11 protein-coding genes and 1 other RNA gene are annotated in these 13,389 nt (G+C 53.1%); 7 read left to right on the top strand and 5 right to left on the bottom strand.

Annotated elements, in window-relative coordinates; translation table 11 throughout:
* Window positions 1-128: 128 nt before the first annotated feature.
* Window positions 129-1,172, bottom strand: coding sequence for a PLP-dependent cysteine synthase family protein (locus BV494_RS11850; RefSeq protein WP_104923058.1), 1,044 nt, complete (start codon window positions 1,170-1,172; stop codon window positions 129-131).
* 120 nt (window positions 1,173-1,292) lie between these two features.
* On the opposite strand from BV494_RS11850, the gene BV494_RS11845 reads away from it, so the two are divergent.
* The 5 genes from BV494_RS11845 (at window position 1,293) to amtB (ending at window position 7,505) form a co-directional block, all read left to right on the top strand.
* Window positions 1,293-1,748, top strand: a complete 456-nt coding sequence (locus BV494_RS11845) for an Lrp/AsnC family transcriptional regulator (protein WP_104923057.1) — start codon at window positions 1,293-1,295, stop codon at window positions 1,746-1,748.
* Between the two features lie 136 nt (window positions 1,749-1,884).
* Entirely contained in the window at window positions 1,885-3,657 is a 1,773-nt protein-coding gene (locus BV494_RS11840) for a SmdA family multidrug ABC transporter permease/ATP-binding protein (protein ID WP_104923056.1), read from the top strand.
* On the top strand, window positions 3,650-5,449 hold the full coding sequence (locus BV494_RS11835) for a SmdB family multidrug efflux ABC transporter permease/ATP-binding protein (protein WP_104923055.1): 1,800 nt from the start codon (window positions 3,650-3,652) through the stop codon (window positions 5,447-5,449). The genes BV494_RS11840 and BV494_RS11835 overlap by 8 nt, the downstream gene beginning before the upstream one ends.
* A 342-nt stretch (window positions 5,450-5,791) precedes the next feature.
* Complete coding sequence (gene glnK / locus BV494_RS11830; protein WP_009639071.1) at window positions 5,792-6,130, top strand: P-II family nitrogen regulator; 339 nt, start codon at window positions 5,792-5,794, stop codon at window positions 6,128-6,130.
* 85 nt (window positions 6,131-6,215) lie between these two features.
* Window positions 6,216-7,505: an ammonium transporter AmtB gene (gene amtB / locus BV494_RS11825; protein WP_104923054.1), complete on the top strand. Its 1,290-nt coding sequence runs from the start codon at window positions 6,216-6,218 to the stop codon at window positions 7,503-7,505.
* 140 nt (window positions 7,506-7,645) lie between these two features.
* On the opposite strand, the gene tesB is transcribed toward amtB, so the two are convergent.
* The gene (gene tesB, locus BV494_RS11820; protein ID WP_104923053.1) at window positions 7,646-8,512 is read right to left on the bottom strand and encodes an acyl-CoA thioesterase II; all 867 of its coding nucleotides are present in this window, start codon (window positions 8,510-8,512) and stop codon (window positions 7,646-7,648) included.
* A 246-nt stretch (window positions 8,513-8,758) separates the two neighbouring features.
* On the opposite strand from tesB, the gene BV494_RS11815 reads away from it, so the two are divergent.
* Window positions 8,759-9,337: a YbaY family lipoprotein gene (locus BV494_RS11815; protein WP_104923052.1), complete on the top strand. Its 579-nt coding sequence runs from the start codon at window positions 8,759-8,761 to the stop codon at window positions 9,335-9,337.
* A gap of 62 nt (window positions 9,338-9,399) precedes the next feature.
* On the opposite strand, the gene BV494_RS11810 is transcribed toward BV494_RS11815, so the two are convergent.
* Window positions 9,400-9,708, bottom strand: a complete 309-nt coding sequence (locus BV494_RS11810) for an MGMT family protein (protein WP_104923051.1) — start codon at window positions 9,706-9,708, stop codon at window positions 9,400-9,402.
* A gap of 194 nt (window positions 9,709-9,902) precedes the next feature.
* Here BV494_RS11810 and ffs point away from each other — a divergent pair.
* An RNA gene (ffs, locus tag BV494_RS11805) (signal recognition particle sRNA small type) lies at window positions 9,903-9,999 on the top strand.
* 129 nt (window positions 10,000-10,128) lie between these two features.
* Here ffs and BV494_RS11800 read toward each other — a convergent pair.
* Together BV494_RS11800 and BV494_RS11795 are read right to left on the bottom strand one after the other, a co-directional pair.
* Window positions 10,129-11,478 carry an NCS2 family permease gene (locus BV494_RS11800; protein ID WP_104923050.1) on the bottom strand — a complete coding sequence of 450 codons (1,350 nt, stop codon included), beginning with the start codon at window positions 11,476-11,478 and terminating at the stop codon, window positions 10,129-10,131.
* 23 nt (window positions 11,479-11,501) lie between these two features.
* On the bottom strand, window positions 11,502-13,340 hold the full coding sequence (locus tag BV494_RS11795; protein WP_104923049.1) for an adenine deaminase: 1,839 nt from the start codon (window positions 13,338-13,340) through the stop codon (window positions 11,502-11,504).
* Window positions 13,341-13,389: the final 49 nt, after the last annotated feature.

The raw sequence follows: 13,389 nt of genomic DNA, 5'->3' as shown, positions 1-13,389 counted from the left end.
CTGCTGGTGCGTTGTCTGCGCTTGCTCACCCGAATCACTTACTTATGTAAGCTCATCGGGTCTCACTCACTTGCCGCCTTCCCGCAACTCGAATTATTTAGGAAAAACCTAAGGTAAACTCCAGCTCCTCAGCTAAGACATTCTAGCTGCTGTGCGTACACCGAAATATCCCCGATATTCTTCGCGACCCAGTTCTCGTCAAAATAGGTATTCAGATAACGTTCGCCGCTGTCGCAAAGTAGCGTGACGATGGAACCTGTTTCGCCTTTTCCGCGCATTTGTTTAGCCAGTTGCAGCGCCCCCCAGACATTGGTTCCGGTTGAACCGCCCACTTTGCGGCCAAGCACTTTTTCCAGCCAGTGAAGCGTCGCGACGCTGGCAGCATCAGGCACCTGCATCATGCTGTCGATCACGCTGGGAATAAAAGAAGGCTCAGCGCGGGGGCGGCCAATTCCTTCGATACGGCTGCTGCATTGCGCGGTTACGCTGGCATCACGTTGCTGATAGTAATCGTAAAATACGGAGTTTTCAGGATCGACGACCACCAGTTCGGTATCGTGCCCCTGGTAGCGGATGTAACGCCCCAGCGTGGCCGAGGTGCCGCCGGTTCCGGCACTCATCACCAGATAACGCGGCACCGGATGCGGTTCGCGGGACATCTGCCGGAAAATGCTGTCAGCAATATTGTTATTTCCCCGCCAGTCGGTCGCGCGTTCAGCATAGGTAAACTGATCCATATAATGGCCGTTCAGTTCACGTGCGAGTTGTTCGGAAGCGGCATAAATCTGACCGGAGTTTTCAACAAAGTGGCAGCGGCCGCCATAAAATTCAATCTGCTGAATTTTGCGTGGCGCGGTACAGGCAGGCATCACAGCAATAAAAGGCAGGCCAAGCAGGCGCGCGAAATAGGCTTCTGAAATCGCCGTGCTGCCGGAAGATGCCTCGATAATCGGCGTGTTTTCACGTATCCAGCCGTTGCACAGGCCATACAAAAACAGGGAACGCGCCAGACGATGTTTCAGACTGCCGGACGGATGCGTACTCTCATCTTTCAGATACAGCGAAATTCCGGGGAAATCGTTCAGGGCGAGACGAATTAAATGTGTGTCGGCTGAACGCTGAAAATCCGCGTCGATTTCTTTAATAGCGTGATTAACCCAGGCGTTTTGCATTGTGAGAGCTCGCAGAAGAAGTTTTGTGGGTTTAAGAATAACGCAAGCAGCAGAGAAATAAGTTACCCTTTAACCCATGAATTGCGTATTTTATAGAAAATAATTCTCCGGGAGTGGGTTATGGTAGATAAAATTGACCTCAGACTATTGTCGTTGTTGCAAAAAGATTGCACGCTTTCTCTGAATGAACTGGCCGAAGCGGTGAATCTCACCACCACGCCTTGCTGGAAAAGAATTAAACGTCTTGAAGACGACGGGATTATTTGTGGAAAAGTGGCTCTGCTGGATGGCGAAAAACTTGGATTGAGCCTGACGGCGTTCGTCCTGATTAAAACGCAACATCACAACAGCGAGTGGTATCAGCGATTTGTTCAGCAGGTGGAAGCGTTTCCCGAAGTGCTCGGATTTTACCGGATGGCAGGGGAATACGATTATTTACTCCAGGTTCAGGTTTCCGATATGAAAAGCTACGACAACTTTTACAAGCGGCTTGTGAACGGCATTCCAGGACTGAACGATGTGACCTCAAGTTTTGCGATGGAACGCATAAAATCGACCACCGCATTGCCAATTTAATGCAAAAGTTGCAGTAAAAAGTTTCATCAGAAACGCAGGTTAACTCTGTTATCCTTGTCGACCTGAAGAGAAAACGGGTCTTTCTGAAACCTGTTTAACTCAATAAAATCATTATTATTTCTATGGAAAACGCTGCGTGAGATTGTTTGCACAACTAGGCTGGTACTTCCGACGCGAATGGCGCCGGTATCTGGGTGCCGTCGGCTTACTGATCATTATTGCTATTCTGCAATTACTGCCACCGAAACTGGTTGGCATAATTATTGATGGCGTAACGTCAAAACAAATGTCTGCAAGTGTGCTTTTCGCGTGGCTGGGTCTGATGCTGGGCACGGCGGTGGTGGTGTATTTGCTGCGATACGTCTGGCGCGTGCTGCTGTTCGGTGCGTCCTATCAGCTTGCGGTCGAACTGCGACAGGGATTTTTCCGTCAGCTCAGCCGCCAACACCCGGCTTTTTATCTGCGCCATCGCACCGGGGATTTAATTGCCCGAGCAACAAATGATGTGGATCGCGTGGTCTTTGCGGCCGGTGAGGGCGTTCTGACGCTGGTGGATTCGCTGGTCATGGGGCTGGCGGTGCTGATAGTGATGGCGACCCAGATCAGCTGGGAGCTGACACTGCTTTCTCTGGTGCCAATGCCGATCATGGCGATCATTATCAAACGCTACGGCGACCAGTTACATTCCCGTTTTAAAACGGCGCAGGCGGCGTTTTCCTCGCTAAACGATCAGGCGCAGGAAAGCCTGACCAGTATCCGGATGATCAAAGCTTTTGGGCTGGAGAATCATCAGTCCTCGCAGTTTGCCGATGTTGCGGCCGATACCGGTGCTAAAAACATGCGTGTCGCCCGCGTTGATGCGCGTTTTGATCCAACCATTTACGTCTCTATCGGCATGGCAAACCTGCTGGCGATTGGCGGCGGGAGCTGGATGGTGGTCAACGGGCACCTGACGCTCGGTGAATTAACCAGTTTTGTCATGTATCTCGGGCTGATGATCTGGCCGATGCTGGCGCTGGCGTGGATGTTCAATATCGTGGAACGCGGAAGTGCGGCTTACAGCCGTATCCGCAGCCTGCTTGAAGAAGCGCCTGCGGTGGCTGACGGCGCGAAACCATTACCTGCGGGCCGTGCCGTGCTCGAAGCGCAGATAACCCGGTTCCAGTATCCTGAAAATACTCAGGTCGCATTGCGTTCAGTCGAATTCTCCCTGCCACCGGGCAAAATGCTCGGGCTGTGCGGCCCGACCGGTTCGGGTAAAAGTACGCTTCTGGCTCTTCTGCAACGTCAGTTTGACGTCACAGAAGGTGACGTGCGTTATCACGGTTTGTCCCTCAAAGAGATCCAGCTCGACGACTGGCGCGCGCGTCTGGCGATTGTCAGCCAGACACCTTTCCTGTTCTCTGACACGGTGGCGCAAAACATTGCACTGGGGCGTCCGGAAGCGACTCAGGAAGAAATTGAAGAAGCGGCGCGGCTTGCCAGCGTACATGACGATATTCTGCGCTTGCCTCAGGGATATGAAACCGAAGTCGGTGAGCGCGGCGTCATGCTTTCCGGCGGGCAGAAACAGCGTATTTCCATCGCCCGTGCCTTGCTGATGAAAGCGGAGATCCTGATCCTCGACGACGCGCTGTCGGCGGTGGATGGCCGTACGGAACACCGGATTCTGCATAACTTACGGCAGTGGGGGAATGATCGCACGGTGATTATCAGCGCGCACCGCCTTTCAGCGTTAACCGAAGCGAGTGAAATTCTGGTCTTCAACCATGGAAGCATTTCGCAGCGTGGTGATCACGAACAGCTCGTTGCACAGCCCGGCTGGTACCGGGATATGTTCCGCTATCAGCAGCTTGAAGCTGCTCTGGACGACGCGCCTCAGGACATGGAGACGGAACAACGTGGCTGAACAAAAAGCGAATAAAATTCAGAAGTTGTGGCCAACGCTTAAGCGACTTCTCAAATACGGAAAACCTTACACCAAGCCACTTTCCTATGCTGTCGTAATGTTGTGGATTGCCGCCGCGGCAGAAGTGACCGGGCCCATTCTGATCAGTTTCTTTATTGATCACTATGTCGCGAAAGGGGAGTTGCCGTGGGGGAAAGTCAGCGTGCTGGCGGTTTGCTTTATTTTCCTGCAATTTCTTGCGGCAAGCCTGCACTATTTTCAGGCGCTGCTGTTTAACCGCGCCGCCGTTGGCGTGGTCCAGCGTTTGCGAACGGATGTGATGGACGCCGCACTCCGGCAGCCGCTCAGCGCGTTCGATACCCAGCCGGTCGGGCAGCTTATTTCCCGCGTAACCAATGATACCGAAGTGATCCGTGATTTATACGTGACGGTAGTCTCGACAGTATTACGCAGCATCGCCCTGATTGGCGCAATGCTGATCGCGATGTTCAGTCTCGACTGGCGGCTGGCTTCCGTTGCTATCTGTATTTTCCCGGCAGTATTTGTCGTGATGGGGCTGTATCAGATTTACAGCACGCCGGTTGTTCGCAAGGTGCGCGCTTATCTGGCTGACATTAATGACGGGTTTAACGAAGTCATTAACGGGATGAACGTCATCCAGCAATTTCGTCAGCAGAAAAGATTCGGCGAACGCCTTACGCGCGCCAGCCAGTCGCACTATCTGGCGCGTATGCAAACGCTGAGGCTGGAAGGTTTCCTGCTGCGCCCATTACTTAGCTTGTTTTCATCTCTGATTCTGTGTGGTTTATTGCTACTTTTCGGATTCAGCGCCGAAGGTTCTATTGGTGTGGGCGTGCTGTATGCCTTCATCAACTATCTGGGACGCCTCAATGAACCACTGATCGAACTGACTTCGCAGCAGTCAATTTTGCAGCAGGCGGTTGTTGCCGGTGAGCGTATTTTTGATTTGATGGACAGAACCCAGCAGCAATACGGCCCGGACGACAAATTGCTCGCCAGCGGGGAGATTGAGGTGAGGGACGTCAGCTTCGCTTATCAGGCAGACAAATGGGTGCTGGAAAATATCTCCCTGCACGTTCCGTCGCGCGGTTTCGTTGCGCTGGTCGGACATACCGGCAGCGGGAAAAGCACGCTGGCGAATTTACTCATGGGATATTACCCGCTCAATAAAGGTGAAATCCGCGTGGACGGGCGAAATCTTGCGGACTTATCACACACCAGCCTGCGCAAAGGTATCGCCATGGTTCAGCAAGATCCGGTGGTGCTGGCGGAATCCGTGTTCGCCAATGTGACTTTAGGACGTGATATTGATGAGGCGCAGGTCTGGCATGCGCTGGACATCGTGCAGCTTTCTCCGCTGGTGCGTGAAATGCCGGAAGGGCTGAATACGCGTCTGGGTGAACAGGGGAATAATCTTTCCGTTGGCCAGAAACAGTTGCTGGCGATGGCGCGCGTTTTGGTGCAGGCACCTGAGATTCTGATCCTTGACGAGGCAACGGCCAATATTGATTCCGGAACCGAGCAGGCAATTCAGCGCGCGTTACGGGCTATCCGTCAGCAAACCACGCTGGTGGTGATTGCCCACCGTCTTTCAACGATTGTCGATGCCGATAATATTTTGGTATTGCATCGTGGTCAGGCGGTTGAACAAGGTAGCCATTTCCAGCTGCTGGCGGAAAAAGGCCGGTATTATCAGATGTATCAGTTGCAGCTTGCCGGGCAGGAACTGGCTTCCACCGGTACGGATATTTCAGCTACAGAAAACGCATAATCGTTGAACTGGCGCAGCCTGTTTGTTGCGCCAGTGCATTTATTCCTGCCCTTTTAATCCTCCTTTTTATCCTCTCACGCACCTGATCCATGCAGGCAAAACGTTCCGCTGACTTTCTTTGCACTAAAAAGCAGCGTCAGGCACTTAAATGGTGCGCGCGGAGCCTGGCTGAATATGCCCTCACAACTGTGCTGCGTGTCACGAATAATCCGAAAATGCCGTATTACGCGGGAATCGCATGAATATTTTCGCAATTACAACTCTGGCACACCCTTTGCTTTAACCATTCCGTATCGGGCGCGAGGTTTCTCGCGGCAAGCCCTTAATTCGAGGAGTGGCAAAATGAAGCTGGTTACTGTGGTGATCAAACCTTTTAAGCTGGAAGACGTGCGTGAAGCACTGTCTGCTGTTGGAATTCAGGGGCTGACCGTAACGGAAGTTAAAGGTTTCGGACGTCAGAAAGGTCATGCTGAGCTGTACCGCGGTGCGGAATACAGCGTGAACTTCCTGCCAAAAGTAAAAATCGACATTGCTATCGCTGACGATCAGCTTGATGAAGTGATCGACGTTATCAGCAAAGCGGCCTACACCGGCAAGATCGGTGATGGCAAAATTTTCGTTGCAGAATTGCAACGCGTCATCCGTATCCGTACGGGTGAAACTGACGAAGCAGCACTGTAATTTCAGGCCTTAATCTCTGATATAAATCGCTTTGATATAAATCAGGTTAGAAAAAACAGTTTTGAGAAACAGGGGTGGGTTAATAATGAAAAAACTTTTATCCATGATGGGGCTTGGCGCGGTTGCATTGCTGCCTTCGCTTGCCATGGCCGCAGCACCGGCAGTTGCAAACGGCGCTGACAACGCATTTATGATGATCTGTACGGCCTTGGTACTCTTTATGACCGTACCTGGCGTGGCATTGTTCTACGGCGGCTTACTGCGCTCTAAGAACGTTTTGTCGATGCTGACTCAGGTCATCGTGACTTTCGCGCTGGTGTGCGTGCTGTGGATCCTTTATGGCTACAGCCTCGCATTCAGTGAAGGTAACGCCTTCTTTGGCGGCTTCAGCAATGTGATGATGAAAGGCATTGGCCTGGATTCAGTTACCGGCACCTTCTCCCAGATGATTCACGTTGCGTTCCAATGCTCATTCGCCTGCATCACTGTAGCGCTGATTGTGGGTGGTATCGCTGAACGTGTTCGTTTCTCTGCGGTGCTGATTTTCACCGTGATTTGGCTGACCTTCTCTTACATCCCAATGGCACACATGGTTTGGGCGGGCGGTTTCCTGGCGGCCGATGGCGCGCTGGACTTCGCAGGTGGTACTGTTGTTCACATCAACGCCGCTATCGCAGGTCTGGTCGGTGCATATCTGCTGGGCAAACGTGCGGGCTTTGGTAAAGAAGCGTTCAAACCACACAACTTGCCGATGGTCTTCACGGGTGCTTCAATCCTGTACGTGGGCTGGTTTGGGTTCAACGCCGGTTCTGCAAGTGCGGCGAGCTCCATTGCAGCTCTGGCTTTCCTGAACACTGTGATTGCGACCGCAGGTGCAATCCTGTCCTGGACGCTGGTTGAGTGGATGGTTCGCGGTAAACCTTCTCTGCTGGGCGCAAGCTCTGGCGCTATCGCAGGTCTGGTTGCTATCACCCCGGCGTGCGGTACTGTCGGTGTGGGCGGTGCTCTGATTATCGGCCTGGTAGGCGGCGTTACCGGCCTGTGGGGCGTAGTTACCCTGAAAAAATGGCTGCGTGTGGACGATACCTGTGACGTATTCGGTGTTCACGGCGTCTGCGGTATCGTAGGTTGTCTGCTGACTGGCGTATTCACTTCCAGCTCTCTGGGCGGTGTGGGTTATGCAGAAGGCGTGACCATGGGTCATCAGGTCTGGGTTCAGTTCTTCAGCGTTTGCGTTACGCTGGTCTGGTCTGGCGTTGTGGCGTTCATCGGTTACAAAGTGGCTGACATGATTGTAGGTCTGCGTGTTCCTGAAGAGCAGGAACGTGAAGGTCTGGATGTGAACAGCCACGGTGAGAATGCTTACAACCAGTAAGTTGATTTCAGAGAAAGCAGTGCGCTAAATTCTCTTATCAGGCAGTACAAAAATAACAATGAAGAATTGAAAGGGGCGATATCACTATCGCCCCTTTTTTACGTCTGCTTTTTACATTTGCTTCTTACATCAGGTATGCATCACTCGACCGGTCTTTGACGGATAACGCCTTCCTGCACCGTAGAAGCCACTAAAACCCCGTCACGCGTATAGAACTGACCCCGGACAAAACCACGTGCGCCAGAAGCCGAAGTGCTTTCAACGGCATACAGCAGCCAGTCGTCCATACGGAAAGGGCGGTGGAACCACATTGAATGGTCGATGGTCGCCACCTGCATTCCCGGCTCCAGGAAACCGATGCCATGAGGTTGCAGCGCGGTGGGCAGGAAATTGAAATCAGACGCGTAGCCCAGCAAATACTGGTGGATACGCAAGTCATCAGGCATTTCGCCGTTCGCGCGGAACCACACGGCGCGGTGCGGTTCTTCAACACTGCCTTTTAGCGGGTTATGGAATTTAACCGGACGCATCTCGATAGGTTTATGGCCGATGAATTTGTCGCGGAATTTTTCCGGAATAAGGTGCGCCAGATTTTTAGCAATATCGGATTCAGACACCAGTGATTCCGGCGGTGGTACGTCCGGCATCGTATTCTGGTGTTCGAAGCCTTCTTCCTGACTCTGGAAAGACGCTGTCATATAAAAAATCGGCTTGCCGTGTTGCACGGCTTTCACCCGACGGGCGCTGAAACTGTTGCCGTCGCGCAGGATTTCAACGTCATAAATAATCGGCTTACTGCTGTCGCCCGGGCGCAAAAAGTAACTATGAAACGAGTGAATACCACGATCGACCGGCACGGTTTGTTTGGCGGCGTAAAGTGCCTGACCGACAACCTGACCACCAAAGACCTGACGTAAACCCAGATCTTCACTTTGACCACGAAACAGCCCTTCTTCAATTTTTTCCAGATCTAAAAGATCCAGCAGATTTTTTAATGCCTGACTCATAGTGGCCTCATGAAAGTTACCGGTTGATGCATGCCGGACGCTGAAAAAAGGCGCCTTCCGGCACAGGTCTAACCTGTTAATCATAGTGGATCTTTGTGACGCTCAGAAGCCCTCTTTTATCGTCGGGAGGCAAACTTCAGATTTTTGTGCCATGATTAATGGGTAAGCTGGTTAAAGTCACTAAATTCATCGTCGGCGTTTATTACAGCTTGTCGACAAGCGACTAATAAAAAGGGAGTACGAACAATGAAACTTTGGCAGATAGTAGGTGGAACCGCGCTGTCTCTGACACTTGCCGGGTGCGCACCGCACCACCAGGATCCAGCGCAGCAACCTCCTGTGAATACCGCGGCCAGTACAGCGACCGGACCTGCGATCACCGGCCCAAATGTGTCTGGTAGCGTTTTCATCAATCAGCGAGTGGCTTTGCCGCCTGATGCAGTTCTGACAGTGACCTTGTCTGATGCGTCAATTGCGGATGCGCCTTCACGCGTGATTTCGCAGAAAGTGGCAAGAACACAGGGTAAACAGGCACCGTTTACGTTCATCCTGCCGTATAACCCGCAGGAAATTGCACCTAATGCCCGCGTTCTGCTGAGCGCAGCGGTGACTGTTAATGGTCAGATGACCTTCGTTACCGACAGCATTAAGGAAGTGATTAACCACGGTCAGGGTACCCGTGCCGATCTGCAACTTGTGCCGGTTGTCGCCGTGCCTGTTGCTACCAAACCGGACGCTTCAGGTCTGCTGGGCAACTCGTCTACTCCGGGGCTGGGGACTTCACCTGCACCGATTAGCGCAGTACCAACACAGTCAACTTACTGATGTAAAAGCTGTCCTGTGCACTCAGGCACCGCTCCGGCGGTGCTTTTTTTATATGTTCAGTATTACCATTTCCAGCCATATTTCTCTAAATCGACTTTGCCTTTCTTAAAGACAATCCCTTCGGCCAGCAACGCCTGACGCTGACGTTTAAAATCTTCGCCTTGCTGGGAGATTTCGCCGTGACGATTAATCACGCGATGCCAGGGAAGCGTGCTGCCTTCCGGCAGTTTTTTCAGTACGCCGCCGACCTGACGAGCCGCGCGCGGAGATCCTGCGAGCTGTGCCACGTTACCGTACGTGGTGACGTGTCCGGCGGGAATGGCGGCGATAATCTGGAATACGCGCTGGCGAAAGTTATCGGGTTCCGACATGACATCCTCCTCAGTGTTTTCCGGACAGTATGACGTAAAAATCGGGGTTCTGTCGGGTCTGATTCGGGCGTATTGTTTAAGAAAACAACGGTTGTCGGCGGTTAACTTGCTTTTGCTCTGGTCATCACAGATAATGCCCACCGCTTCGATTCTCTTGCGCAGAGACGCGGAGCCAACAACGACAATGGGGGCCCTGTTGGTTCTCCCGCAACACTAACTTGTTAACTCGGTCAGGTCCGGAAGGAAGCAGCCATAGCAGGTGTCGTGTGTGCCGGGATGTAGCTGGCAGGGCCTCCACCAATTTCAGGCCCTCCCGTTTTACCTCTTCTGCAATCCCGTTCACTTCTCAAGATAAATTTTGCGTCAGCCTGAAAAAAAACGGGCAAGGTATTTCCGCGCCCATTATTGGGTGAAATGAAATCAGTGATGCACCAGCGTGGCGAAGTAGTAAACCAGTGGAACGGCCAGAATATACAATCCCAGCGGGACTTCGCGTCCTTTACCCGCCACGATTTTAATGATGATGTAAAACAGTAAACCGCCGGCGATACCGGTACCGAAACTGTTCGAAATCAGCGTGATCATGACCATCATCAGCACCGGCAACGCATCGGTGAAATTACCCAGATCAACTTTTCGCAGATTGCTGAACATATTCAGGCCGATCAAAATCAGCGCCGGCGCTGTCGCTTCTTTGGGGATCATCAGCGCAACCGGCGTGAACAGCAGCATCAGCAGGAACATCACCGCGGCGGCCAGCGCCGTCAGACCGGTTTTGCCACCCGCTTCAGCAGCGGCGGAGGATTCAATCAGCGCCGTCGCCGCAGGAATGCCGACAATCGGCCCCAGTGCAGCGGCAATCGAATCCACCATAAAAGGCCGGTTGATATGCTTCATGTTGCCATGTTCATCCAGCAATCCGGCCTCGCCGCCGACGGCCAGCGTAGTGCCCATCGTTGAAAAGAATTCAGATGCAAAAAAGATAAACAGGAACGGCAGGAAAGCGATATTGATTGCGCCAGCCAGGTCAACTTTACCGAAAAGCGGTGCGACAGAGTGTGGCAGGGAAAGCCAGTGTTCAGGCAGATGCGTGACGCCGAACGGAATACCCGCAACCGTCGCCAGTAAAATGGCCCACAAAATCGCACCCGGCACTTTTCTTGCCTGTAATCCGACGGCAACCAGCAATCCAAGCAGGGCAATCAGCGCACCCGGTGCAGTAAAATCACCCAGCCCAAGAGCCGACGTTTTTGCGTTCGCCATCACCAGCCCGGCATTACGAAAACCGAGAAGGGCGACAAAAATCCCGATTGACGCTGTCAGCCCTAATTTGATCGACTGCGGAACCGAACGGGTAACGATTTCACGCAAGCCAAACACCGTCATGACGAAAAACAGGATACCCGACCAGCAGGCGATGCCCAGTGCAACCGGCCAGGTGACTCCATCGCCAGCGAGCGTAATACCGACCAACACCGAACCCCCGATCCCCGGTCCGACCATAAACGGCAGGTTGGCATAAAAGGCCATCAGTAAAGATCCGAGAACAAACACCACAATGACGCCCGTGGTGGCCGCACCTTTGTCCATTCCGCCCGCCGCCAGCAACCCCGGTATTACGACCAGCAAATACGCTGCGGCCAAAAATCCGGTTATTCCGGCCAGACACTCTGTTTTGACTTTGGTCTGGCGCTGGCGTAACTGAAAGCGGCGCTCCAGCCAGCTGCCGTCAGTCGCAGGTGCAATATCTTTCACCGAACTTTCACTCATACAAACTCCCCTGAAAATGCTTTTTATAATGTTGTGTTTGCTGTCATTTTTGTGTTTTTAGCGCTGAGAACGACTCGGGCGTTATCGGGCCAGATTTCGAGAACCGGATCGACGATTTCACGTAAGCCGCCGTCGGTCAGGCCTAAATCAGTTAAATGCGGCCCTGCGTTACACGCCAGACAGGTGCCTTCGATGGCTTTAAAGACGCGATAAGGCGGTTCCCAGTCTGCGACCTGTGCGCTGAGTTCGCGCAGATTCTTAAATTCTTTTGCTAGCTGTTTTGCGGGTAGATCGGAGAGCATTCCGGCAATCGGCATCTCAATTTTGGCCAGAAGTTTGCCGTGCTGGCTCAGAGCCATGCCGCCACCGCTGGCGATCAGTTGATTTGCCGCCAGCACCATGTCGGCCGGTTCACGCCCGATAACCACCAGATTGTGCGAGTCGTGTGAGTAAGAAGTGGCAATCGCGCCGCGTAGTTCTCCCCAGCCTTCCAGCAGCGCCATTTTTGGTGTCGCATCGTGCCGACCGTGACGGTGCTGTACCCAAATCAGGCTAAAGCCCTCCGGAAGCTGAACCGCGCCGTCCTGCACGCTGACCGTAACTTCGCTCCATTGGGTGAACCGCGCACCTTTGATATTACGCAGACGCGCCTTCCCGTTGTTCAGACCGGGGATTTTCAGACGGAAATCGTCCTGGCTTAATGGTTTGAGTCGCATCGTGTCGCGGGGAGGAACAACGCCGCTGGCAGCCGCAGGCGTAAAGAGAAGTTTGCCGTTTCTGGCGACACGTTCACCGCCGACGTACACGGCTTCCGGATGCAGGTTATCGAGTGAATCAAAAACGATAATGTCAGCGGTCCGGCCTGCGGCGATCAGCCCTAAATCTGAGCGTCTCATCCGGATAGCCGCGTTGAACGTGGCCATCCGCAAGACATCTTCCACGCGCAAGCCGTAAGAAATCAGCAGTTTAATCAGCGCAATCAGACCGCCTTTTTCCAGCAGATGGTCTGGTGGGACGTCATCGGTACACAATGTAATTTGCGAAGACAGATGCGGGAGCGCAAGCAGCGCGGCGGTGATGTCCGGCAACAGATAAGGATGCGAGCCACGAATTTGCAGCGTCAGACCGGCGCGCAATTTCTCCAGAGCATCTTCTGCGGAAGTCAGTTCGTGATCGGAGGTTACGCCTGCTGCCAGATACGCCTGCAGCTGCTCGTCTTTCAGGCCGCGTGCGTGGCCTTCGATAAGCTTGCCGCTTTTGAGGCCTGCGTCGAGGATCTCCAGCATTCTTTCGCTGCCGTTGAGCACGCCGTACATGTCCATGACTTCGGCTACGCCCGCCACTTCCGGCCAGCTCAGCATGGTTTGCATTTCCTTGCCTCTGAAATCAGCGCCGGACATTTCCAACCCTGGCGTTGAAGGCACGCTGGAAGGTGCCGCACAAATCACCCGCAAGGGTAAATTCCGGCTGGCCTGAATGGCGTACTGAACGCCTGGGACGCCCAGCACATTCGCCAGTTCATGTGGGTCCCAGAACACCGTAGTGGTGCCTTGTGCGACGACAATCTCCGCGTACTTTTCCGGCGGCAGGTGCGAGCTTTCAATGTGGACGTGTGTATCGATAAAACCGGGTGAAAGATAACGACCTGCCAAATCATCCACATTGCTGGCCTGTGTGAATTTTCCGCGCGGATGGACGCTGGCAATCATATTGCCGGTGATCCCGACGTCAGCTTTGCGAATTTCCCCCGTCACCATATCAATGACTTTTGCGTTAATCAGAAGGCGATCGAAAGGGATTTTCCCCAGTGCGGCGTTTACAGCCCGCAGGCGCTGCGAAGCAGAATCGATGTTATCGGTCATGTCAGTATCCGGATTTGCAGTGTTATCGGGCTAATGTAGGCAGAGGAAA

Origin of the sequence: Rahnella sikkimica (assembly GCF_002951615.1) — a bacterium.
In the GTDB taxonomy this organism is placed as follows: Bacteria; Pseudomonadota; Gammaproteobacteria; order Enterobacterales; family Enterobacteriaceae; genus Rahnella; species Rahnella sikkimica.
Note: the sequence above shows the minus strand (reverse complement) of the source record. Positions and strands in the feature narration are given on the sequence as shown.